This window comes from Paenibacillus fonticola DSM 21315, assembly GCF_000381905.1.
Classification (GTDB): domain Bacteria; phylum Bacillota; class Bacilli; order Paenibacillales; family Paenibacillaceae; genus Fontibacillus; species Fontibacillus fonticola.
The window spans coordinates 39,118-62,811 of record NZ_KB907259.1 but is presented as its reverse complement, the minus strand read 5'-3'; the positions used below and the strand labels follow the sequence as shown (position 1 = coordinate 62,811).

At 49.0% G+C, this 23,694-nt stretch carries 20 protein-coding genes; 8 read left to right on the top strand and 12 right to left on the bottom strand.

The annotated features are described in order from the left end of the window. Window positions 1-6: 6 nt before the first annotated feature. Both G358_RS0115855 and G358_RS0115850 read right to left on the bottom strand, forming a co-directional pair. The gene (locus tag G358_RS0115855) at window positions 7-273 is read right to left on the bottom strand and encodes a hypothetical protein (RefSeq protein WP_019638221.1); all 267 of its coding nucleotides are present in this window, start codon (window positions 271-273) and stop codon (window positions 7-9) included. A 126-nt stretch (window positions 274-399) separates the two neighbouring features. Next, complete coding sequence (locus G358_RS0115850) at window positions 400-1,641, bottom strand: MDR family MFS transporter (RefSeq protein WP_019638220.1); 1,242 nt, start codon at window positions 1,639-1,641, stop codon at window positions 400-402. Window positions 1,642-1,802: 161 nt separating this feature from the next. Here G358_RS0115850 and G358_RS0115845 point away from each other — a divergent pair, with 161 nt between their 5' ends. The 4 genes from G358_RS0115845 (at window position 1,803) to G358_RS0115830 (ending at window position 5,188) form a co-directional block, all read left to right on the top strand. Then, entirely contained in the window at window positions 1,803-2,516 is a 714-nt protein-coding gene (locus G358_RS0115845) for a response regulator transcription factor (RefSeq protein ID WP_019638219.1), read from the top strand. Then, window positions 2,513-3,475, top strand: a complete 963-nt coding sequence (locus G358_RS0115840; protein ID WP_019638218.1) for a sensor histidine kinase — start codon at window positions 2,513-2,515, stop codon at window positions 3,473-3,475. The genes G358_RS0115845 and G358_RS0115840 overlap by 4 nt, the downstream gene beginning before the upstream one ends. Before the next feature lie 87 nt (window positions 3,476-3,562). Beyond that, on the top strand, window positions 3,563-4,495 hold the full coding sequence (locus G358_RS0115835) for an ABC transporter ATP-binding protein (RefSeq protein WP_019638217.1): 933 nt from the start codon (window positions 3,563-3,565) through the stop codon (window positions 4,493-4,495). Window positions 4,496-4,498: 3 nt separating this feature from the next. Next, window positions 4,499-5,188, top strand: coding sequence for an ABC transporter permease (locus tag G358_RS0115830; RefSeq protein WP_019638216.1), 690 nt, complete (start codon window positions 4,499-4,501; stop codon window positions 5,186-5,188). A 3-nt stretch (window positions 5,189-5,191) separates the two neighbouring features. Here G358_RS0115830 and G358_RS33135 read toward each other — a convergent pair whose 3' ends face one another. Beyond that, window positions 5,192-5,356 carry a hypothetical protein gene (locus tag G358_RS33135; RefSeq protein WP_019638215.1) on the bottom strand — a complete coding sequence of 55 codons (165 nt, stop codon included), beginning with the start codon at window positions 5,354-5,356 and terminating at the stop codon, window positions 5,192-5,194. Between the two features lie 350 nt (window positions 5,357-5,706). Between G358_RS33135 and aspA the strand changes: the two genes are divergently transcribed. After that, window positions 5,707-7,146: an aspartate ammonia-lyase gene (aspA, locus tag G358_RS0115820; RefSeq protein WP_019638214.1), complete on the top strand. Its 1,440-nt coding sequence runs from the start codon at window positions 5,707-5,709 to the stop codon at window positions 7,144-7,146. Here aspA and G358_RS0115815 read toward each other — a convergent pair. The 8 genes from G358_RS0115815 to G358_RS31785 form a co-directional block, all read right to left on the bottom strand. Continuing rightward, window positions 7,122-8,894, bottom strand: coding sequence for a sensor histidine kinase (locus G358_RS0115815; protein ID WP_019638213.1), 1,773 nt, complete (start codon window positions 8,892-8,894; stop codon window positions 7,122-7,124). The two genes, aspA and G358_RS0115815, sit on opposite strands and share 25 nt — an antisense overlap. 17 nt (window positions 8,895-8,911) lie before the next feature. Continuing rightward, the gene (locus G358_RS0115810; RefSeq protein ID WP_019638212.1) at window positions 8,912-10,489 is read right to left on the bottom strand and encodes a response regulator; all 1,578 of its coding nucleotides are present in this window, start codon (window positions 10,487-10,489) and stop codon (window positions 8,912-8,914) included. Between the two features lie 99 nt (window positions 10,490-10,588). After that, entirely contained in the window at window positions 10,589-12,259 is a 1,671-nt protein-coding gene (locus G358_RS0115805; RefSeq protein WP_019638211.1) for an extracellular solute-binding protein, read from the bottom strand. A gap of 86 nt (window positions 12,260-12,345) precedes the next feature. After that, window positions 12,346-13,239, bottom strand: coding sequence for a carbohydrate ABC transporter permease (locus tag G358_RS0115800; protein WP_019638210.1), 894 nt, complete (start codon window positions 13,237-13,239; stop codon window positions 12,346-12,348). Between the two features lie 27 nt (window positions 13,240-13,266). Further along, window positions 13,267-14,232: an ABC transporter permease gene (locus tag G358_RS0115795; protein ID WP_019638209.1), complete on the bottom strand. Its 966-nt coding sequence runs from the start codon at window positions 14,230-14,232 to the stop codon at window positions 13,267-13,269. Window positions 14,233-14,435: 203 nt separating this feature from the next. Beyond that, window positions 14,436-15,746: a 6-phospho-beta-glucosidase gene (locus G358_RS0115790; RefSeq protein WP_019638208.1), complete on the bottom strand. Its 1,311-nt coding sequence runs from the start codon at window positions 15,744-15,746 to the stop codon at window positions 14,436-14,438. After that, window positions 15,739-16,734: an N-acetylglucosamine kinase gene (locus tag G358_RS0115785; RefSeq protein WP_019638207.1), complete on the bottom strand. Its 996-nt coding sequence runs from the start codon at window positions 16,732-16,734 to the stop codon at window positions 15,739-15,741. Before G358_RS0115785 ends, G358_RS0115790 begins: the two co-directional genes overlap by 8 nt. A 103-nt stretch (window positions 16,735-16,837) precedes the next feature. Continuing rightward, window positions 16,838-17,860: an AraC family transcriptional regulator gene (locus tag G358_RS31785; RefSeq protein ID WP_019638206.1), complete on the bottom strand. Its 1,023-nt coding sequence runs from the start codon at window positions 17,858-17,860 to the stop codon at window positions 16,838-16,840. Window positions 17,861-18,512: 652 nt separating this feature from the next. Here G358_RS31785 and G358_RS0115770 point away from each other — a divergent pair. Beyond that, complete coding sequence (locus G358_RS0115770; RefSeq protein ID WP_019638204.1) at window positions 18,513-20,753, top strand: alpha/beta hydrolase family protein; 2,241 nt, start codon at window positions 18,513-18,515, stop codon at window positions 20,751-20,753. Window positions 20,754-20,851: 98 nt separating this feature from the next. Here the strand turns inward: G358_RS0115770 and G358_RS0115765 are convergent, their stop codons facing one another. Then, on the bottom strand, window positions 20,852-21,400 hold the full coding sequence (locus G358_RS0115765) for a GbsR/MarR family transcriptional regulator (protein WP_019638203.1): 549 nt from the start codon (window positions 21,398-21,400) through the stop codon (window positions 20,852-20,854). A 252-nt stretch (window positions 21,401-21,652) separates the two neighbouring features. Here G358_RS0115765 and G358_RS0115760 point away from each other — a divergent pair, with 252 nt between their 5' ends. Next, the gene (locus G358_RS0115760) at window positions 21,653-22,867 is read left to right on the top strand and encodes a quaternary amine ABC transporter ATP-binding protein (RefSeq protein ID WP_019638202.1); all 1,215 of its coding nucleotides are present in this window, start codon (window positions 21,653-21,655) and stop codon (window positions 22,865-22,867) included. After that, window positions 22,851-23,693 (top strand): ABC transporter permease, encoded by an 843-nt coding sequence (locus tag G358_RS0115755; protein ID WP_019638201.1) that lies wholly within the window; start codon window positions 22,851-22,853, stop codon window positions 23,691-23,693. Before G358_RS0115760 ends, G358_RS0115755 begins: the two co-directional genes overlap by 17 nt. Window position 23,694 lies beyond the last annotated feature (1 nt).

Genomic DNA, 23,694 nt, shown 5'->3' with positions numbered 1-23,694 from the left:
GCTGTACTAACCTATTCTCCGCAACCGCCGCCGTCTTCTCCGTCTCTCCAGCAACAAAATGGCCAGCAGATCGAACAGGACCAGCGGGATAATGAACGGAACAAAGGTCGCATGAGCTTTGCTCTTCCGATCGTGAACCGAGGCCACCTGAAGATACAGCTTATTGCCGCTTACCTTCACGACTTTACCGTACAGAACCGCGCCTGTTCTCGTTTTAATTTTAACTTGCTTGTTGAGATACCTTCTCGCCTTAGCGCCTAATTTTGCCAACATAGTCACCTCCCCAGCACCATGACACAGTATACGTGTCACCCGCTGAGTCCGTGTGGACGCCAGCCTATTTATGCTGGAACTAATCGATCCAGCATAAATAGAATGAAGGCGTTTATGGCTGCCGTCTTAAAAGCTGACACCTTCCTGGCTTACACGCTTTTGCTCCAGCCGGGACAAGCTTCGGTGAGCCGTAAACAGAAAAGGAATACCACAAGCTGTCGTCAGTCCCAATATTAGAAAGATCAGCTGTGAAGAGGCAACCCCGAGGCCGTCCAGCAAAAAACCTCCCAGCAGCGGAGCAAGCACCGCTCCCAAATTGTTAAAGCCAAACATGCCGAAATACGCCCCCCGCAGCTCCGGATCTGCGATGCGGTCCACAAGCACATCCGTCGAAGTGAAAACGAGAACCTCCCCGATCGTAAAAATAACTACGCAGATCATCAGCAGCGGGAGAGAGTGAAACATTCCGAACATGACAAGACTTATGGCGATAAATAAATTGCCGGCAATGATCGGCAGAGCCGGAGCAAAGCGGCTTGCAAAGCGGACGAGGGGGTATTGAAGCGTCAATACGACGATGGCATTGAGCGATATCAAGTAGCTGAACCAGGTAACCCCTTCTTCGATCTGCGGACTCAACTCCATATACTGAGTTAGCGTGGAATCGAAATGGCCGTAACCGAGCAGGCAAAAGATCATGCCAGCGAGCACGAGCATAAATGTGCGGTTGCCGCTCGTTGCTTTTAGCGCACCGGTCAGGCCGATCCGCTGCTCCTTCCCCCCGGCTGCCAGTCCAATTTCCCGATAACGGGAAAACTGGATAACGAGGCCCAGACTGTAGCATGCGTAAACTATCGCAGCTATAAGGAACACGCTGTTCGAATTCGAAACGCCGACCCGTAGGCCCAGAAGGGGGCCGACGACAACGCCCATATTTATCGCAGCATAACGTAAATTGAAGACGAGCAGTTTGCTCTCCTTCGGCGTAATGTCGGCAAGCAATGCACGGGAGGTCGGCTCGAATGTCGCTCTGCACAGTCCATTAAGCGCGTTCATGATAAAGAACATCCAAATTTGATGCGCGTAGGCAAATCCGGCAAATACGAGGACCCATCCAAATATAGCTATATAGAGCACCTTTTTTCGGCCGATGATATCGGAGATATAGCCGCCGTAAAAGCTGGCAAACACGCCGATCAAAGAGCTGACGGCGACAACCATGCCGGTCTGCGCCGGTGTTGCACCCATCGACCGGATTAAATAGATCGATAGAAACGGGATGCTCATCGAGGTAGCTGTACGGCCAAATATGGTCCCGACAATAATCGTCCAGGCAAGGGGGTGAATGTGTTTCAGTGAGGAGTTCATTTATTCGCCTTCTTCTTCTGACATTTTATGCAAAACTATTCAACTATTTAACTCTTTATTTGCTAACGTGTCAATATATTGAATTGGGAATAACATGGTAGAATAGTTTAGTATAACTACAATGGCTGAATAATATAATCCAATAATAGGCTGGTGTCATGATGGAACAACTTATACTTCTTGTTGAAGATGATCTCTCTATTAGCGATATGGTGATCAATTACTTGTCCAAGGAAGGCTACCGCATCGTGCATGCACGTGACGGAAAGGAAGCGCTTCGATTATTTGAAGGGCAGGATTACGCCCTTATCCTGCTTGATCTCATGCTTCCTCATCTGAATGGCATGGACTTCCTGAAAACAATCAGAGAACGAAGCCGGATTCCGGTGCTCATTATTTCCGCGAAGGACAGTGAAGTGGATAAAGCGCTGGGCCTCGGCTTTGGAGCCGACGACTACATTGCCAAGCCCTTCTCATTGATTGAACTTACCGCCCGGGTAAAATCGGCAATCCGGCGGGCGACGGAATACTCCGACGCAGGAGGCTCGGCCGCACCACAGCCGGCGCCTCTTATAACTGTACATGAAATTACGATCGATATCGACAATATTCAAGCAAGCAAGAACGGGCAGGAAATTCGCCTTACCGCTAAAGAATGGAGCATTTTGAAGCTGTTTTTTTCCTATCCCAAAAAAATATTTACGAAAGAACAAATCTACCGCTCCGTCTGGGGAGACGAATATTATGGGGACGAAAACATTATTAACGTCCATATGAGCCGCCTGCGTGAGAAGATTGAAGACAATCCATCCTCGCCTCAATACATCAAAACCGTATGGGGGATCGGCTACAAGCTGGGGGATTTCCAGCAATGACGATGTTAATCGCGATGCTCTCTGTCCTTGTTGTCCTGTTAGCCGGCCTGAACTTATGGCAATACATGGCGAGAAAAAAACGCGACGCCAGCCTGTTGGAAATATCCCGAAAGCTGAGCCGGATTATCGAGGAACAGTCTGCCGAACGACTGCTGCTCTTTACAAGCGATCCCTATCTCCAAGCAATTGTAAGCGAAATAGAACAGCTGCTTAACGAAAACCAGAAAATGAATGCTCGCTTTGCGAGAACAGAGCAATCCATGAAAAAGATGCTGGCCAACATCTCCCATGATTTAAAAACACCTTTAACTGTAATTTTAGGATACATTGAAATCATTCAAGGCGATCCTGCCATGGAACGCGAGGAGCATGCCCGCCTGCTCCTTGGCATGAAGAACAAGACGATGGAAATCATCGCCTTGATGAACTCTTTTTTTGATTTAGCCAAGCTGGAGGCTGGTGATCAGCAGCTCCTGTTGACTAAAGTACATATGAACGAAATTTGCAAAAAGAACATTCTCACTTTCTATGAATTTGTTCAGTCCAGCGGTATGGAAGCGGTAATTGACATTCCCGACCATCCAGTATACGCCTATGGGGACGAGGAGGCTTTAGAGCGGGTTTTAACCAATCTGCTGTCTAATGCGATACGTTATGGCCGGGACGGAAGAACCCTCGGTCTGACCCTGACTGCTGATGAGACACATGCTATCGTCGAGGTATGGGATCGGGGCAAAGGGATTCAAGAGCAAAATTTGGAGCGGGTATTCGAGCGGATGTTCACGCTGGAAGAGTCAAGAAATCGTACGTTTCAAGGCAGCGGATTAGGCTTAACGATTACGAAGAGGCTGGTGGAGGCGATGGATGGAACCATTCAGCTGCACAGTATCCCGTATGAGAGAACGATATTTTCATTCAAACTGCGCAAGGCAGCGGATGCTAATGTAAGGTTTTCTTAAGATTTATATCACAAAAAAGATAATTTCTCTAAATATAATGACGTTGTAAGCAGATCATGAAATAGAGAAAGGAAGGAATTTCATTTGATGGAATATACGATTACAACCCGTGGGCTAAGTAAAGCCTATCAGGGCAAAGAGGTTATCAGCAATGTGAACATGAACGTCCGGAAAGGGGAAATATACGGGTTCCTCGGGCCGAACGGGGCGGGGAAAACAACAATTATGAAAATGCTCACCACTCTCGTTAAGCCGACGGCCGGCGATATCCATCTATTCAATGAGCTATTAACAGCTTCTTCTTATGAAGTGCTTGGGCGGATCGGGAGCATTATTGAATATCCTATATTTTATGAAAAGATGACCGCTCGGCAAAATTTAGAGCTGCATCGTGAGTACATGGGATACCATAACAAACAGGCAGTACAGGAAGCTCTGGATTTGGTGCAGCTGCGGGGAATAGATCATAAGCCCGTAAAGGAGTTCTCGCTCGGCATGAAGCAGCGTCTCGGAATCGCCAGAGCGATACTGACCAAACCTGAGCTGCTTATTTTGGACGAACCAATTAATGGTTTGGATCCACAAGGCATTAAGGACTTCCGCAGCCTGTTTCAAATTTTGAGCAGGGAATACGGAATTACGCTGTTAATCTCCACTCATTTGTTAGGTGAAATCGAGCAAATCGCGGATACTATCGGAGTGATTAGCGGCGGCCGGCTGCTGGAGGAAGTATCTATGGACAATATTCGAGGACAAAATACGGAATTTATGGAGCTGGTCACCAGCGAGCAGAGTAGAGCCGCAGTGCTGATCAATCATCAGATGGGCATTTCCAATTATAAGGTGCTTCATGACAACATCGTGCGCATCTACGATGACAAGATCAACCAAAAAGACCTCTTTAAAGCATTAGCGGAGAACAATATCGATATTCAATCTATAAATAAAAAAGTGATGTCCCTCGAGGAATATTTCCTTGATCTCGTCCAGCGGGACAGCAAGATGAACGAGGGGGCGTAACGGATGCTAAAACTAGTAAAGCTGGAGCTTACGAAATATCCACTGAAGTGGTACGGTGTCAGCGCAATTATCGCCAACCTATCGATCATCATCCTTATAACTTTAGTATCTTATTTTGAGCCAGACAGTGAAATAGTCTTCAAGAACGTAGAGGAAGCTTTAGTCGTTCTAAGCTCTTTCTTACGGGCTACATTTGTTATATTGGCTGCAGTGCTTATTGCAAAGCTGATCATCGAGGAATATAAAAACAAAACGATCTCCGTCCTGTTCACCTATCCAATCAACCGAAAAAAAATGTTTGGCGTCAAACTGCTGCTTATTGCGCTTCTTACATTTATTGCGTTGTTTGCATCTAATTTATTTTCGGCAGGTGTCTTCCTCCTGATCAATTCTTATCTTCAAATCGTTCCAGGTACCGTTAACCAGGCATTTCTTCTTCATCAGGTGTTATCGATACTTACCTTCTCGATCGCTACAGCCGGTACAGGATTAATTCCCCTGTATTTCGGATTGCGCAAACATTCGATGCCTGCGACGATTTTATCCTCACTCCTAATCGTTGCTTTCACCAGCGCGCACAACCCTTCGTTCTCGCTCGCTTCGATTGTTTACATTCCGCTAGCTCTCGCTATAGTTGGTGTTATGATAGCTAGTTGGGCCATCCGCAATGTGGATAAGGTGGATCTCACTTAACCCTTAACGCCTTCGCTTGTCCCAATTCGCTTTCATCTTCTCCTGAAGAACATCTTTAAAATGAACCGCCTTCTCCCGGGTGTCGACTTTTCTCGAAAGAGAATTGATCGCCGCCCTCGGATGCTGGGGATAACACGGTAAAGAATGGTGAACGATAATGTTCATCATTTATTCAATCCCTCCTCCTAGAACCCTACTTATAATGACCTATGTATAATCCTATTTATAATCTATATGCTCGAGCTAAGTAAGTTAATCTAACTTACCCTTTTTCCAGGCGTGTTAAACATAATTCAACTCCTTTTTTACGATTCATAAGCCTCACCTCCGCCAGTATGATGAAATATAGCAAATTTTATTGCCTGCACAATCTCCTATCTTTTATTGGACGGATAAATTTTAGCTGAGCTCCTCGTTATAGTTTAAAAATTTGTTTAAAATAAGGTCATTAACCCGGACATCCTCTACCGGAAAAAGGTTACAATATAGTTGTAGACATAAGGAGAGGTGGATGAATCATGCCAAACAACTCATTCCGGATCGAAAAGGACTTTCTCGGTTCCTTGGAAGTTCCAAAAGAGGCTTATTACGGCGTCCAAACGATGCGTGCGGTAGAGAATTTTCCCATTACCGGGTACAGAATATATTCCGAGCTCATCCATGCGCTCGCCCTGGTGAAGAAAGCAGCCGCCCAGGCGAACATGGACATCGGCCAGCTCGACCCTGCGATCGGCAATGCAATTATCCAGGCAGCGGACGAAATTATGGGCGGACATTACCATGATCAGTTCATTACCGACCCGATCCAGGGCGGCGCAGGCACTTCGATCAACATGAACGCCAACGAAGTGATCGCGAACCGCGCACTGGAGATTCTCGGAAAAGAGAAGGGCGATTATGCTGCAGTCAGCCCGAACAACCACGTGAACATGTCCCAATCGACGAACGACGCCTTCCCGACAGCGAACCATATCGCCATTCTGAACCTGCTCGACCGGCTAATTAAGACGACGCGGTCGCTGGCCGATACGTTCAAGAAGAAGGCGCAAGAGTTCGACAGCGTCATCAAAATGGGACGGACGCATTTGCAGGATGCCGTGCCGATCCGTCTCGGACAAGAGTTCGAAGCCTACCGGCGTGTGCTGGAAAGGGACATTCGCAGAATGGACCAGACGAGACAAGCTTTATTCGAAATCAATATGGGGGCTACAGCGGTCGGCACCGGACTAAACGCGGATCCGAAGTATATCCAACGGGTCGTCAAGCTGCTGGCCGAGCTGAGCGGTTATCCGATGTTCTCGGCTGCCCAGCTCGTCGACGCCACCCAGAACTGCGACGCGTATACGGAGACGTCGGCTGCGCTTAAGCTTTGCATGATCAACATGTCCAAAATCGCCAACGATTTGCGGCTGATGGCCTCCGGACCTAGAGCGGGGTTCAGGGAAATTTCCCTGCCGGCCCGCCAGCCCGGCTCCTCGATCATGCCGGGCAAAATCAATCCGGTCATGGCCGAGCTGATGAATCAGGTGGCCTTCCAAGTCATCGGTAACGACACCACCATCAGCATGGCGGCCGAAGCCGGCCAATTCGAGCTGAACGTGATGGAGCCCGTGCTCGTGTTCAACCTGATGCAGTCCATCAGCATCATGAACAATGCCTTCCAATCGTTCCAGAAATACTGCCTGGAAGGAATCACGGCGAATGTGGAGCAAGCCAAAGATTACGTGGATCGGAGCGTCGGCATCATTACCGCGCTCAACCCGCATCTGGGTTACGAAACGGTCAGCAAAATCGCTGCCGAAGCCATTGCGACGGGCCGTTCCGTGCGTGAGCTATGCCTTGAATATAAAGTGTTGACCCCGGAAGAGCTCGATGAAATCCTCGATCCCCATGAGATGACCTCGCCGGGAATTGCCGGGGCCAGATTCCTGCATCATACCCCTTCCTCCGGGAAGTAAGGGCTGGCGGGGATGACGATCTGCACCGTCGTCCCCATTCCCAGCCTGCTGCCGATCGTTACGCCGTATTCAGCGCCAAAATGGAGCTGGATGCGGCTATTTACGTTGCGGATGCCGAAGCCGACGTTCTGGCCTTCCACCGGGTCGAAGATCCGGTGAATGAGCGCAGGAGGCATGCCCAGGCCATTATCGATCACCTTGAAGACGATATTGTCGCCGATCTTCTTCACCTCAATCCGAATATGAAGGGCATCGCCGAACCAGGCATGCTCCAGCGCATTTTCAATAAAAGGCTGTAAAATCAATTTAATAGTCACATATCGCACGATCTCCGGATCGAGGTCATAGGAAATCGTCACCTTGTCCCCGTATTTCGTTCTCTGGATATTGAGGTAGGCTTCAGCCTGCTCCAGCTCATGGCGAATCGGAATCACCGTCCTTCCTTCATTTAAGGAAAGACGATAGAACTTGGCGAGATCAAGCACCATCTTCTGCAGCTTGTCGATTTCGCCAAATTTGGCCAACCGGCTGATAGAGGATAGCGTATTATACAGAAAATGCGGATTGATTTGCGCCTGCAAGGATTCCAGCTCCGCCTCCTTCTTCTCGATTTGCGTCAGATACACCTGTTCGATAAGATGATCGATGTTCTGTCCCATTTCATTCAGCGCGGAGGCGATTTGCGAGAATTCATCCTTGCCCTTGTAGCGCATCCGTTTGTGCAGGTCGCCTTCGCGGAAAGCGTTCAGTACGGAAACAATCTTCATGACGCGCACCGAGAAATACCGTGAAATGAACATGCCCGCGATCGAGAATACGATCAGTAAAACGACACATGTCCCCAATATAAACATGCTGACCCGCGCAGAATCCCGCTCCATAATCGTCATTGGCACATAGGCATACAGCTGCCAATTCCCGTCATTCAAGGTTTCCGTGATGGTTAAATAATCTTTCTCCGATAGTTCTTCCATTCTCCAGCCTGCGGGGACTTCGCCCGACTGATATAAAATCTTCCCCTGCTCATCTCTAAGCAGCAGTATGCTGCCCTCCCCGATTTTTAAATAGTCCATCGCTTCGAACAGCTCCTGAATTCGAGCGCTAAAACGCATAAACCCGACTTCCTTGACCTCCAGCGGGAATACGTCAACCATGCGCCGCAACAAGGATATACGGCCGAATTCCTCATCACGCTGCACCTTTTTCCAGACCATCGTTTTCCCGTATTCCTCTTCAGGATAGGTCCTGTACCACTCTTGATCAACTAGCCGGTCCAAATGATATATGTTGTATTTGCGTTCCAGCATATCCAGGTTCTCTTGCTCGAAGGAGCCATAATAGGTTTCGTTAAAATGCTGATTCTGCAAAAAAATGAACATGGCAATATTAATCCGCGCCGCCTGCATCGCGTTTTGGAACTTGGGCCTGAGAATTCTCATCGTCCTGTCATAGGTATCCCATCCGTTGTCGAAATGGCGCAGCTGAAAAACCAAGGAATAATCATCATATATAATCGAAGAAACTCGTTCCACATCCTCTAGTTTATATTCGATATTATCCCGAATTTGCAGCAGCGTGGCCTGCGTATTCGTCCGGGCATGCTTGCGGATCGACTCCTGATACATGGCATTCGAGAAATAGCCGATGGCGATGACAGGAATGACGATAAAGAACATATATGTAAGCATCAATTTGTAGCCGAACGGGATATACGGCCTTTGTCTTTTTTTCTCCATCACAGGGATCATCATGTCTTCCTCCTGCATTACTCTCGTTTGCGAAACTCCATTGGCGTCATCCGGTAGGTTTCTTTAAATTGCCTGCTGAAATAAGGGATATAACGATAACCAACCTGATCGGCTACCTCATAAATTTTGAGCGTCGAATTACGCAGCAGTTCGCTCGCTTTTTCCATTCTGAGTTGAACCAGCATTTCGCTGAAGGTCTTTCCCACTTCTTCCTTAAATAAATGGCCCAAGTAATTCGGCGAGAAGGAAAATTTATGAGCAATATCCTTCAATGTAATGTTCTCATGCATCTGTTCCTGCATCGTGCTCAATATATCACGGATCAGCCTGCTGCACTGGGAACTCCCCCTTTGCCGCAAAGTTTCGGAAATTTCGAAAGCTTTACGTACGAGCCAGGAGCGAATATCGTCCATCATTTCAAATTTCAATACAATATCCAGACTAGAAAGCTCGAAACCAAGCATTTTGGATAGATCTTCATCCAGCGTGCTCAAATAGTGCTCCAGCTTGAAGACGATATAAATCGCCAGGTTGTAGATCGTAAACTTGGAGCGCAGCGTCGAGACCGATTGGAATAAATTATCGATTTCATCATGTATTTTAACGAGCTCGTAATTGGACATGGCTTTAAACAAAGCGTCCAGGCGAATGTCTAGCGTTCTCGCATCCTTCATTTCCGGGGTACGTCGAACCTCTTCATATTTAATGAGATGCCCCCGGCCAATAAACATTTTGCCATCCAGCGCTTCAAGCGCCTGTTTATAGGATTGCGGGAGCATGGATATTTCCTGAACCGGCTCTCCAAGACCTATCGTTACGGAAACGGCCAGTTTCGAGTTAACCGCATCATATAATGCCGTAAAGCTTTCATTCACTCGATCTCCCTGCATAATGACGGCTAACCGCCGTTTGGACAGCTTGCAGGCATGCTCCATGCCGCACTCCTGCAGCAGCTTATGGATTTTCTGCAGCAAATGATCAGAGTGTCCGGTCTCTTCTGACCTGCTGCTCTGATGTTTCCAATCCAGTTCGTCAATTTCAATGACGGCCGCCCGCAATGGTCCTTGAAGTGCAAATAATCCATTGGCTGCAGCTAGCTGAGCCAAAGCCTCGGACTCATCCCCCTGCAGCTCGCCCTCCAGTAAGCGAATGAGAAGCTCATTTTTGGCCATGGGGATCATACTTTGGTAATGCTTCTCGGCTTCCTTTCGTTTACCTTCGAGCTCAAGCTCCTGCTTGATCGTCTGGAGGGATGCGATCAGTTCATCGTCATCCACCGGCTTTAGCACATAGCTGCAGGCCTTCATCGATAACGCCTGCTTTACGTAATGGAAATCCTGGTAACCGCTTACAAAAACAATGCGAATGTCCGGCTTCTTCTCGATGGCCTTTCGTGCCAGCTCCAGCCCTGACATGTTGGGCATATTGATATCCGTCACCAATATATCCACCGGCCGATCCTTGATCACTTCGCAGGCAGCGAATCCATTATTCACGGCATCAACCACCTCAAGCCCCAGCTCAGACCAAGGGATGAACTGCTTCATGCCTTCGAGGTCCAGCATTTCGTCATCCGCTAACAGCACTTTATACATAGCGCTACACCTCCAGAGCCATTTTCTTGGGTTCTATAACGATTGTCTCAACATGCAGGCAACACAATGAGGGGTCCCGCAGGCCCCCCCAAATGACAATTATTGGTTTCTATTAATCATAGCCTTATTCTCTTCCCACTTCATTGTATAATAGTCAAGCACCTTTTGAAATCCAGCTTTCATGGAGTCCTCATGGGCCTTATCCAGCAGAGCTAATGCCTCTTCATCCGTTTTCGCATACATGGACTGCGCTCTCACCTTCAACCAGATATCGCGAATGCGCTGGAAGGCGATTCCTTCCTCGGAATCCGGCATCGGGTGCATGTTTACAAACTCCGTGTAGTCGCCTTGCGTTTTCCAAGTAATTTTATATTGCCAGTAAGTGGCCCAGTTCCGATCCTCTTCCTTCAAGGTTTCTTCGTATTTCCCCTTCATATCGTCCAGGTATACGGTGTTGCCTACCCATTGAAACGGATCTGTCATTTTCTGATACTCCGCCAGTTCATCCCTTTGCGTTACATATTTCTCCGTAAATATCGGTGTAGTTCCATCCTCTTGCCAGCCTTGCCAATACTCCCCTTCAACTCCGTAGTATTGCAGGACCATACCCTCTGGTCCCGTCCACCAGTCAAGGAATGCGAATACAGCTTCAGGATTTTTGGCGCTGGTCGTAATCACCGCAGCGTTCCAGCCCAGTTTATTATAAGTACCCGGATAAATTTTGTTTTTGTCCAGGCCTTCCTTATGGATTGGCCAAACCATGAAATAGCCATCATTCGGATCTTTCTTTCTTAGCGCTACATCAGCTTCCATAGCATATACCGTAGGATTTCCGGAAGCATACACGGCTACGCGGCCGGATACAAGCTTCTCCTGAACCTGGTCGCGGGTTTGCGTCATGGCATCTTGTGTGATCAGGCCTTCGCGGAACAATTTAGCCGTATAGACGACAGATTCACGGAATGCTTCATCCTTATAAATCGATTCCATCTTGTCGCCAACAGGAACAGCGTAATATCTTTCGGCACTCAAGTTATTTTCCTTAAATGCGGAGTAAATTTGGCTAAGGCCATGTCCTTCCGAAGCCAAGTCCGTTTCGAATGGAATGACGTTCGGATATTTCTCTTTCACCATTTTCAAATAGCTGTACAAATCATCGGTCGTCTCCAGTTTAGGAGAACCGAGCTCCTCGTACATTTTCTTATTCACTACCCAGCCCGCGTTACCGTTCGGACGGTTTGTATACCAGTTCGGAAATTGATACAGCTTCCCGTCAGGTGAACGCAGCATATTCAATGCTACAGGGTCGATCCATTTCTGCAAATTCGGATATTTTTCCAAATAATCATCCAGTGGCACAAGGAGTCCAGCTTCCCGAAGACGCTCTACGTCTGCCCCTCGTTCTCCCCATACAATGTCCGGCAAGTCGCCGGAAGCAATCATTGTATTAAGCTTTTGAGCGTTATTGCCGCCGTTCGGAATTTCCTTGACCGTAACCTTTTTGTTGTCTTGAACCCATTTCGTCATGGGATCTGCTCCCCATTTCGGCATCGAATACCACTCGTAATTCCCGAAGATAGAAATTTCAAGCGGTTCTTTGCCAAGCTGATACAGGTTCGACTCCTTAGGGGCTTCCTCCCTTTGCTGTTCTCCTCCACTGTTGCTCGGTGCGGCCGTTTTGTTGCCGCCATTACCAGATGAGCACCCCATCATGAGCGAAAAGATCATTACCACAGACAAGATACTGATGAACCAGCTTCTTTTTTTCATCCTGCTGCTTTCCCCTTTCAAATTCTTATTTATGTTTAAAGCGTTATGCTCTAAACTAAAGTCCATTTCAAGCAGTTTTACGCTGTCTACTCTTTCAGTGAACCCACAAGAACTCCTTTAACGAAATGCTTTTGGACAAATGGATATACTGTGATAATCGGAAGTGTGGCTACCATCATCGTTGCCATGGACAAAGACTTGCTTGTAATCGTTCTCACCCTGTCCATATGCGCCAAAGCCGAGGAATCAAGTCCCCCCTGGTCCGATACAATATTCGAAAGCAGAATCTGCCGCAGAATCGTCTGAATCGGATATTTATCTACGTCAGAAATATAAATCCCCGCCAAAAACCATTCATTCCAATGCGCTACCGCCGTAAATAAAGACAACGTCGCGATGACCGGACCCGACAGCGGAATCACGATCCGAAAAAAAGTCCCCCAATTCCCGCAGCCATCTATTTTAGCCGATTCCTCAAGCCCTGTCGGAAGCCCCTGAAAGAAAGTGCGGAATATAATCATATTCCAGACGCCAATCAAGGAAGGGATAATAAATACCCAGAAGGAATTCATCAACCCAAGATTACGAATGAGCAAAAATGTAGGAATCAAGCCGCCCCCGAAGTACATCGTAATAATGCACATAATCATGTAATATTTGCGGCCGATCAATTCTTTTTTTGACATGCCAAATGCAAAGATCGCCGTACATAATATCGATGAAAACGTACCGATCACTGTACGCAGAACCGAGATCATAAAACCGTTAATCAGCCTTTCGTCTTTAAACACAACATTATAATTTTCCCATGTGAATACTCTGGGCCAAAGCGTAATTCCGCCTCTGGAAGTATCCATTCCTTCGTTAAAGGAAATGGCCAGCGCATTCAGGAATGGATACAAGGTTGAAAGCGCCAGTAAAGTCAAGAAAACATAAATGCTAATCACCATGATTCGATCGCCAAAGCTGTCACGTACCATATCCGCATTCCTCCAATTGTGTCTCACTTACCACAGACTATTGCCAGACCTTCTAGCTATCAAGTTAGCCAATGTCAAAAGTCCAACACTGATCACTGCTTTGAACAGCCCCACCGCTGTAGCGTAAGAGTAACGGTAGTTTTCAATCCCCACCCGCACGACATACGTATCGATAACATCGGAGACGTCCCTGATTGCCGGATTTGCAGCAAGGATCAGAATATCTTCAAAGCCTGCGCTAAGCAGATTGCCGATCGCCAAAATCATAAAGATCGTAACGACGGGCATGATCGAAGGAAGCGTTATCAAATAGATTTGTTTAAAACGGCTGGCCCCATCGATAGACGCCGCCTCATAAGTATGGGGGTCAACCCCGGCAATCGCCGCCAAGTAAACGATCGAGCCGAAACCAATCTCCTTCCACACATTTGTGGTTACGAGGATCCCCCAGAAATATTCGGGCAAGGACAAGAAATTAATCGGCTGGGAGATGAAGTTCAATCGCTCCAGCAGCATATTAACGGTGCCATTGTCTGCTGACAGCAGGGAGCTCACAAGACCGCCAACAATAACCCAGGACATAAAGTACGGCAAGTAAGTAACTGTCTGGACAGTTCTCTTAAAAGCCATCTTCCGGACTTCATTCAGCATCAATGCCAGGATGACTGGCGCCGGAAATCCAATCAGGAATTTAAGCAGGCTAATGATAATGGTGTTGCGCATGACCAGTCCGAATTCCGGTGAGCTGAAAAAATAACTGAAATGTTTCAATCCCACCCAAGGACTGCTTGAGAAGCTGCTGCCGATTTTATAATCCTGGAAAGCGATAATAATTCCGTACATCGGAATGTACGAGAAGATAAATATAAGCGCTAGAGCCGGGATGACCATTAACTGCAAATCCCATTGTTTTGAAAATCGCATCAGCCCGCTTTTTATTTTTGTCTGCGGCGGGTTTGGCTGCAAATTTTTCTCTATGGAAAGCTGTGACATATGTTGTTCCCTCCTACTCCGTTTTCCAACGTCACTGAAGTAATCCACACTTATATCTTAAAAAAGTCGGAGGGTATTAACTACTTGCCTAATCAACTAAATCTGATACAAATCACTGTCTTTATAAATCCTTAGTCAAAAAAAGAGATGCCCCTTTCGCCATCGTTGATGACTATTGGGACACCCCCTGATTATCGTAAAGTTTAAGCAAAAAAGTTCGGCAAATAATGGCGATGCGCTTCCAGCATCTCATTCAGGAGTATTTTGGCCGCCGAGACAGAAGGGACAAGCGGGTGGTGGACCAATGCTTGAAGCGCCCGCGCCCGATCACCGGTAACCGCTGCTTCTATCGCTAATCCTTCATAGGTCTTCACCGCATGCAATAGGCCCTTGATATGAGGCGGCACATGTTTTGGCACGAGCGGAATTGGCCCACCGGAGGTCACGACACAGTTTACCTCGATGGAGGCATCTTCAGGCAAGAAATTATAGATTCCCCCATTGGCCACATTCAGCGTCTGAATGTCGTTGCGCCCCAGGTAGAGCGACTGCATCAGCCTTACTGCCGACTCGGAATAATAAGCTCCGCCGCGTTGCTCCAGCTGCTTTGGCTTCTCCTCCAGCGTCTCGTCCTCGTAGAGCTCGAACAATTCCTTCTCTACCTGGCTGACGATATCCGCACGCGTTCCGTTCTGCTGCAGCGACTCTTGCATTTCCGCAAACATCTCATTTTGCATGTAAAAATATTTGAGATAATAGGTGGGCACAGCGGCCAGCGATTGCAGGAACTCTGGATCCCAGCCGAAAGTGGGAACGTTCGATGCGGTATACTCGCCGCCCTCCCCCGCGAGGAGCTCGGGCAGAACCTCCTTGCCGTTCACAAGGGCGGAGGTTACCCAGTGGAGATGGTTAATGCCAACGAATTCTGGCAGCACCTTCTCCTCCGGTACGTTATAGGCCGAGGCCAGCGACTTCTTGAAATTAATCGGCGAGTTGCACAGACCAATCGTTTTAACGTGCGAATATTTCTGAACCGCCTCGGTGATCATGCCCGCCGGATTCGTGAAGTTCAGCATCCATGCATGCGGAGCCAGCTCCTCGATATCGCGGCAAATGTCCAAAATAACAGGGATGGTACGCAGCGCCTTGAACATGCCTCCGGGGCCGGTCGTCTCCTGGCCGATCACGCCATGCTGGATCGGAATATGCTCATCGAGCTTTCTCGCTTCCAGCATGCCGACGCGCATCTGCGTCGATACGAAGTCCGCGTCCTTAATCGCTTCCCTCCGGTTCAGGGTCAGGTGCACCTGAATAGGCAGCCCGGCCTTGTGAACCATCCGTTTGGCGAGATTGCCGACGATATCCAGCTTCCGCTTCCCTGCCTCGATATCGACCAGCCAAATTTCAGCAATTGGCATTTCCTCATAACCGTTGATCAGCCCTTCCACCAGTTCGGGGGTATACGAGGAGCCCCCGCCGATGACGGCTATTTTGAGACCACGTCTGTCACTCATCCTTTGCCACTCCTTTCAGATCGCTGAAGCTTGTATTGCGCAAACGGCTCATGATTTCCTCACTCACCTCATGCCCCGCCTTATCCATTGCACTTAATACCGCGCCTGCTACCGGCTCCATCGTAATACGCGCAACCTTTGCCCGGGGAGCCGTCAGACGGACGGTCCTGGCCAGCGCGTCGGTCATAATCGTACTTCGGCCCTTGGCAAGAATGCTGCCGCCGAGCACGACCTCGAATTCATCCTTCTCCATGCCCAGTCGGCGAATCAGCGCTGCGGCCGCATTTCCCAGCTCGCTGCCCTGCTCCGCCAAATGGCTGGCGGCAACCTCGTCGCCTTGCTCAGCCGCAGCAAATACAACCTCCGCCAGGGATAGCGGAGGAACATAGCCTTGATCCAGCGCTGCGTCGAGCATTTGCGGGACGCTTCGGAAACCCGTCGCCATTAGTACGAGGTCATGCAGAGCCGTGGGTTTGCCGCGCAAATCCCAGGCCCTTACCGCAGAACGAAACGCGAAGTTTGCCAGATCTCTGCCCGAGCCCTGGCCATCGCCATAAATATATCCGAACCCGCCATACTGTAACTCTTCGCCGGCAAGATTTCGAGCGGCGGCATTGAACCCCGTACCGCTGATGACGACAGTCCCGTAGGGACGTGCCGTGCCCGAACGCATCGCAACCATCGTATCGCAGGCGATGGAATATTGTGGGAAGCCCAGCCTTCGAATCATCGGACGAAGCACCGCATAATCGGGCTCGCGATCCGCTCCGGCGAGGCCGAAATAAGCATGTGTAATATTTTCTGTGGATAAGCCTGCTTCCCGGAGCGCCTGATGGCAGGCTGAAGCAATATTATTCTCCGCGTGGACCGGGTTAGTCTGATGATTTCCATTGCCGCTTGCACCGCGGCCGAGTGTCTCGCCCTTCTCGTTGACGATGAGGCTGTAAGTCTTGCTGCCGCCAGCGTCGACACCCAAAAAGATGTTCATAGGTCATCTCTCCTTCTCTTTTAGGATACGAGGATAACCTGCCGATTTCTTCTGTAATCAAGCTTAAAACTAATACAATCTTACTGTTTTCGATCGCCCGGAGTTACGATTTTGGATCATCCGCAGAAGATTTGGCCGCCTCCTCCCCCTGCAGCCGCCTTCTCATGGCGGTCGGAGTTACGCCCAAATAATTCAGAAACAGCCGGTTAAAGTTCGAAAGATTTCTGAATCCGCACTGCTCGGCAATTTCCAGTACGCTTCGCTCCCCCTGCTCCAGCAGCTCGACCGCATGATCGAGCCGAAGCTGAACGAGATAGTGCAGCGGCGAGGTCCCGACCACCTGGTTAAACAGCGTGCTGAAGCGGGACGGGCTTAAGTGAGCGATCTCAGCCATCTCCTTCAACGTCCAGGGGTGGGAAATTTCGGACTCCAGCGCCACAATGACCGCTCTCATCTGCTCTAATTGTCTTCGGCCAGAGGCAGAGCGGCTTGTATTTATGCTTGTAGTTGTACTTGTGTTCGTACTTGTACTAGTACTAGGGCCTGTGTTTGTACTTGTGTTTGTGTTTGGGCTTGTACCCGGTCGGTTGCCTCCACCGGGGGTTATGTCTTGACGCTTGAAGCTTCGGTTCACCTCGCCAAGCAGCTGCAGCAGCAAACCGCGAATGATCGAGGCATGCGACGGCTTTTTGGCCGCAAATTCGGCATAGATCGTTTCGATGTATCCGGCCAGCCGCTTGCTTCCCGGCAGTTCATGCGAAATCTGATTTGAGAAATGAGACCCGATGTCGCGGAACGGAAGCAAAATTTCCGGATCATATCTTTGCTCGGTGGCAAGCAAGGCCGGCTCCATCATCAGGATGACCATCTCCAGGTCATTCCCTTCGTAGGCCCGATGCAAATCATCCGAATTGATCAGGAAAATATCGCCCGAGCTGAACGGATATTCCTGCCCATTGATGACATAAATTCCGCTGCCGCGAGTAATCCAGTTGATCTCGAGCGCACGGTGCCAGTGAAGTCGCTGAAACAGCGGGGATACCCCTTCTGTTTTCGAAACATGCAGCGGAAATTGCGGGGGCAGGGTGATTTGATCCCGCTGAATGGAATGGGTTGAGGGCTTCATTTTTTACCTCCTATCGCCGGGTTTGTTGTCTTGATAAATATGGAGCCTGAATATGAATTCTGTTAAAACTGTTGCCAACCGGAACTCCTTGGAACAGTCTTAACTATATAAGTTGAACTTATATAAATGGATTCGTAGTATTTAATTTCTGCGAAAAAGAAGGGAAAGTAAATTTAAATGTATCAGATGTCCTTAAAAGTAGGGAGACTTCCTATCATGGGCTGGATCCTTGATATTAGTGCATAGAATCCATCTAATCCCCTGAAACATTCGTTTAGAGCATAATTAGATACATGAATTCCATTTATTGCGCAACAACTTGGTCTATGCATCTTAGTGTGCGGTAGCTAAATATAAGACAGCTTGTTGAGCAACAGCTACCTTTTGAACATTTACGCACTTACCCCATTACCCACATCCATTATCACTAGTTCAACTTATATAGTTTTGTAAAAAATCAATTTCGCAAAGAGTTGGTCTTAGCATAGACATCCTGCAGTTTCATTGTATAAGGAGAAAGTCCCGCATTGTCAACTATGCTGAAGGCTAACATTTCCATAATCATCAGGTTCAATCCAGCGACTGCTAGCTTTCCAGCTGCGCGAAGCATGTTACAATAAATAGAGATCAATAAAACCGGGTGGGAGAAACCATGGAACTTCAACAGCTTCAAACCGAATATATTCCCTTAAAGCCGCCGCTGCGCATACGCTTTGGCCGCAGAATCCGCGAAACGTACCGCTATGATACCGCGTTTTGGCGAATGGCCGTTGTCGGTCCCTGGGGAGCGGCGATGTTCGTCTTTGCTTTGGTTGCGCTGGGCATGCCTACCGGCTTTGGCGCTTTGACAGATATACTGGCCTTTATTTCCGTGGGGACGACAGGGCTGTTTATCGCCGCCCATTTGGCTGCCGTGCTGCTTGCGATAATCGGCCTGCCGCTTCCCCGGCTGTATGCCGGCTCAGTGATCTATACGATTACGGTCATTTTCTTTATTTTTTGGCAGGATCATGATGTGGCAATTTCCGCTGTTACTGCAACTGTCCTCACGCTGGCGGGCATTGTAGCAGGAATCGGCGCCGGTCTGCTTCGTACCCGATTTAGCCGGCGTTTAAGATTCTTGGTCACTGCCGCACTTGGAGTCTTGTGCGTATCTGCTGCGGTGTGGCCGGCAGACAGCCCGGCGGCAAATCCGAGCATAACAAAACACGCAGCGCCCATTGAATCAGAGAACCCTGCTGAGCCGGGAAATTACGGCTATATCACGTTCGACTACGGAAGCGGAAACGACTATTGGCGAACGGAATTCGGCAAGAAGACCGACCTTATTTCGACCCCGGTAGACGCCTCCGCGTATATCGAGAAATGGTCTGCTTTCCGTACCCGTTACTGGGGATTCGACCAAAGCTCGCTTCCCCTGAACGGCAGGGTTTGGATGCCTGAAGGGGAAGGTCCCTTTCCGCTGGTGCTCATGGTCCACGGCAACCATCTGATGGAGGATTTCTCTGATGAAGGTTACGGCTATTTAGGCGAGCTCCTGGCTAGCCGAGGCTTCATCGCTGTATCGGTCGATGAAAATTATTTGAATTATTCCGTCTGGACGGGCATTCCGAACAACGACATGAAGGTCCGGGCCTGGATTTTGCTAAAGCATCTGCAGCAGATCGAAGGCTTTGCAGACGATGCGGCAACCCCTTTTTATCAGAAGGTGAACTTTGCGCAAATCGGATTAATCGGACATTCCCGGGGCGGACAGGCGGTGGCTATGGCGAAGGACGCGGGACACTGGTTCAGCACGGACGAGACGCTGGGGAGCTTGGAACGTTACAACATTCAAGCCATCATCGCGATTTCGCCCACGGACAAGAAGGTGGATGGGGAGCTTGCCAGAATTAAGAACGTCAGCTATTTGGCTATACAAGGGGCGCGGGATGCAGATGTGAACGATTTTGACGGTGATCGTCAGTATATTCGAACTTCCTTTACGAACCCATCGACTCATTTCAAGTCTTCCATATATATCGCAGACGCCAATCACAGCCAATTCAACACCGAATGGGGCTTTCGGGATATCAGCTTTCCGAAGGGAATCTTCTTAAATCAGCAAGCGATCATCGGGCCCAAAAAGCAGCGGGAAATTGCCAAAATATACGTTTCAGCCTTCCTGGAATCAACGCTTCACGGAAATGGGAGCTATTTGCCTTTATTCCGGGATTACAGGACAGGACTTCACTGGCTTCCGGCGGATACCGGATATTTCAGCCGCTTTGAGGGCGCCCTTTTCAATAAAATGGCCTGGTACGATGAAGATTTGAACCGGCGCACGCTTCCGAGCGGCGGCTTGGCCCAAGGCAATCATTTGACCTGGGTGGAAGAAGAGGTGAAAAACCGCAAATCCGTAAGCAAGGGAACCCGGGGCATAACCTTGGAATGGGTGGAGAGAGAATATAACGAGGAGCCTGCTTCCTATTCGTTATCATGGCACTCTTCCTTCCTGCCAAGGAGGATGACCAAACCGCCGGAAATCCTTTCGTTTTCAATTTCCGACCGCAGCTTCGAGCTCATCGAGCCTTCGGCATCCTCTGCCGGACTGCAGGCTGAGGTGGAACTGCAGAGCACGAACGGAGAGTCGGCCCGCATCCCGCTAACCGACTATGTAGAGATTGCATCTCCACCGGATGTTGCCTTCACCATTCTCCCTTGGGTGGAGAAGCGTCTGTCGGGCGGTAAATACAAATATCCGCAGGAGGCAGTATTTCAGACGGTAATGCTAAACTTGTCGGAGTTCGTCAAGGTCAATCCTCAGCTCGATTTGTCCGCGCTTAAGGGGATCACCTTTTACTTTTCCAAGGGTCCGGGCAAGATCATGCTTGATGATATTGGTATCTATTAAAAAAGCGCAGAAAACGCAGCAAAAAACCGCCATTCCTGCAGCATCGGTGCCGGGGATGGCGGTTTTGTTGCGGCTGATTGCCGGCTTAACTATAGGCCCTACTCTTTCGGAACAAGCTGGTATATCTCGCCGCTTTCCATCGCATCGATCAAACGGTCAAGCCACTCGTAGTATTTAACGGCATCGATCATTTTGTTGCGATCCTCCTCTAGAATAGCCGTTAGGGCTTCTTCCGGTTCAGAGGCCAGCCATTTATTTATCTCCTCGATCGACCTGCGGAGGATGAGGATGTTGGATTCCACCGCTTTTCTCCATTTGATCGCGAAATAATCTGTAAAAGTCTGATGCCAGTCGTACTCGACCTCATATAAATCCTTGCGGGAGCCTTTTTCCCACACTTTGTTCACCATTTTAAGATCAAGGAGAGTTCGCACGCCCGTGCTCATGCTTGTCTTGCTCATCTTCATCTCCAGACCCATTTCATCCAGCGTCATCGGTTTATCTGCAAAAAAGAGCAGACCGTAGAGATGACCTGTCGACAACGAAATCCCGTATAAATCCATGTTTCTGCCAATGGCTTCAATTACGCGCTTGCGTACTTTCATTATATCCGCCTGCTGCTCTGGGGTGAGCTGGTCCAAGCCCATGCTTGCAACCTCCTATCAAGATACTTCTTATATCTTAAAAAAAGGCCCGATAAAAGTAAAGTGGCGGCTTAGCGAGCATTTGTAAGGATAAGGGAGCATACGCACCATTCACTCCGTACAGTTTTTTCTGTACATTCTATATGAACCGTATTAACGGTTGTTTAGATTCCCTTTTTTTTGTTAGACTAAGTACCATGTGAGGCTACAGGCCCGTGTCAGCCTTAATATTTCATTAGAAAAGGAGTGGATAATTTGGATGAACCCATTCTAGAAGTAAAGCAAGTTACTAAATTGTTTGGCCCGAATGCAGAGCAGGGACTTCAGCTGCTTGAGCAGGGGCAAACGAAGGAACAATTGGCTGGTCGCGGCATCACTGTTGGTGTGAATCGAGTTAGCCTGGACATCCGTCAGGGAGAAATCTTTGTCATTATGGGACTGTCGGGGAGCGGTAAGTCGACCCTCGTCCGGATGCTGAATCGGCTGATCGAGCCGACCTCAGGTCAAATTCTCATTAACGGTCAGGATTTGCTGAAAATGAACAAAGCACAGCTGCGAAAAATACGTCAAAAGAGCATCAGCATGGTGTTCCAAAAATTTGCGCTGTTTCCACACCGGACAGTGCTGCAAAATGTCGAGTATGGCTTGGAAATCCAAAAGATCGACGCGAATACCCGGAAAATGAAAGCTGAGCAAGCTCTGGAACTTGTCGGGCTCAAGGGCTGGGGCGACAAAATGCCGGATGAACTCAGCGGCGGCATGCAGCAAAGAGTGGGCCTCGCCCGAGCCTTGGCCAATGACCCGGAGGTGCTGCTGATGGATGAAGCATTCAGTGCTCTCGACCCTTTAATACGCAGGGATATGCAGGATGAACTGATCGAGCTGCAGGATAAAATGAAGAAGACGATCGTCTTTATTACGCATGACCTCGATGAGGCCTTGCGGATCGGGGATCGGATCGCCTTGATGAAGGACGGCTCGCTCATCCAAATTGGCACGCCTGAAGAAATGCTCACTCAGCCGGCTAACGGTTACGTCGAACGATTTATTGAAGATGTGGATCTCTCCAAGGTACTGACCGCTTCGCATGTGATGCGCAGACCCGAGACGATTACGCTGGATCGCGGCCCCCGCGTGGCCTTGCAGTTGATGCGGGAACGGGGTATCTCGAATCTCTTCGTCGTCGATCGCTCCATGCGCTTGCTTGGCGTCATTACGGCGGAAGATGCGTCCGACGCGAACAAGACAGGCAAAACGCTATCGGATATTTTGATCTGCGATGGTCCGCAAGTATCGCCGGATACTGTTCTTAGCGACTTATTTGAAGCGACCAGCTTGGCTAAAGTGCCGCTGGCTGTCGTCGATGAACAACGGCGGTTGCTGGGCGTAATCGTACGGGGTGCCGTGTTAGGCGCGCTTGCAGGAGATGTGCGCGAGATGGAGGTGAAGCAGCATGAACTTCATTCCTAAAATGCCTCTCGCGGATTGGATCGAATTAATAGTAGATTGGATGGAATCAAACCTGGGTGGTTTTTTCGAGGGGCTGTCCAAGATCATTGAAAGTGCTGTCGAGTTCTTCTCATGGTTGTTTCTCTTACCTCACCCGCTTCTATTCATCGCTATATTCGGCGTCCTGGCCTACCTGATCGGAAGAGTGCCGCTCACGTTATTTACGGTGATTGGCTTCCTATTGATCGACAATCTCGGCTATTGGACGGAAACGATGAATACGTTAGGCCTCGTGGTCACTTCCGGCATTATTTCAGTGGTCTTAGGTATCCCTATCGGAATATGGAGTGCCTATAGCAAAACTACTCACCGCATTATTTCACCTTTGCTTGATTTCATGCAAACGATGCCTGCATTTGTTTATCTTCTGCCTGCTGTGACTTTCTTTAGTCTCGGGGTAGTACCGGGAGTCATCGCTTCCGTCATCTTCGCTATTCCGCCGACAATCCGCCTGACCTATCTCGGGATCAAGCAGGTTTCCGGCGAGCTTACAGAAGCTTCCGATGCCTTCGGTTCGACCTCGTGGCAGAAGCTCTTTAAAGTGGAACTGCCGCTGGCAATGCCTACGATGATGGCCGGCATCAACCAGACGATTATGCTGTCCCTTTCGATGGTCGTTATCGCTTCGATGATCGGCGCGCAAGGAATTGGAGCGACGGTATATCGCGCGGTAACCCAGCTCAAGATCGGTCAGGGCTTCGAAGCCGGATTGGCTGTCGTTGTGCTTGCTATTGTGCTGGATCGCTTTACGCAAAATTTATTCAAATCCAAAAAAAGAGGTGCATAAT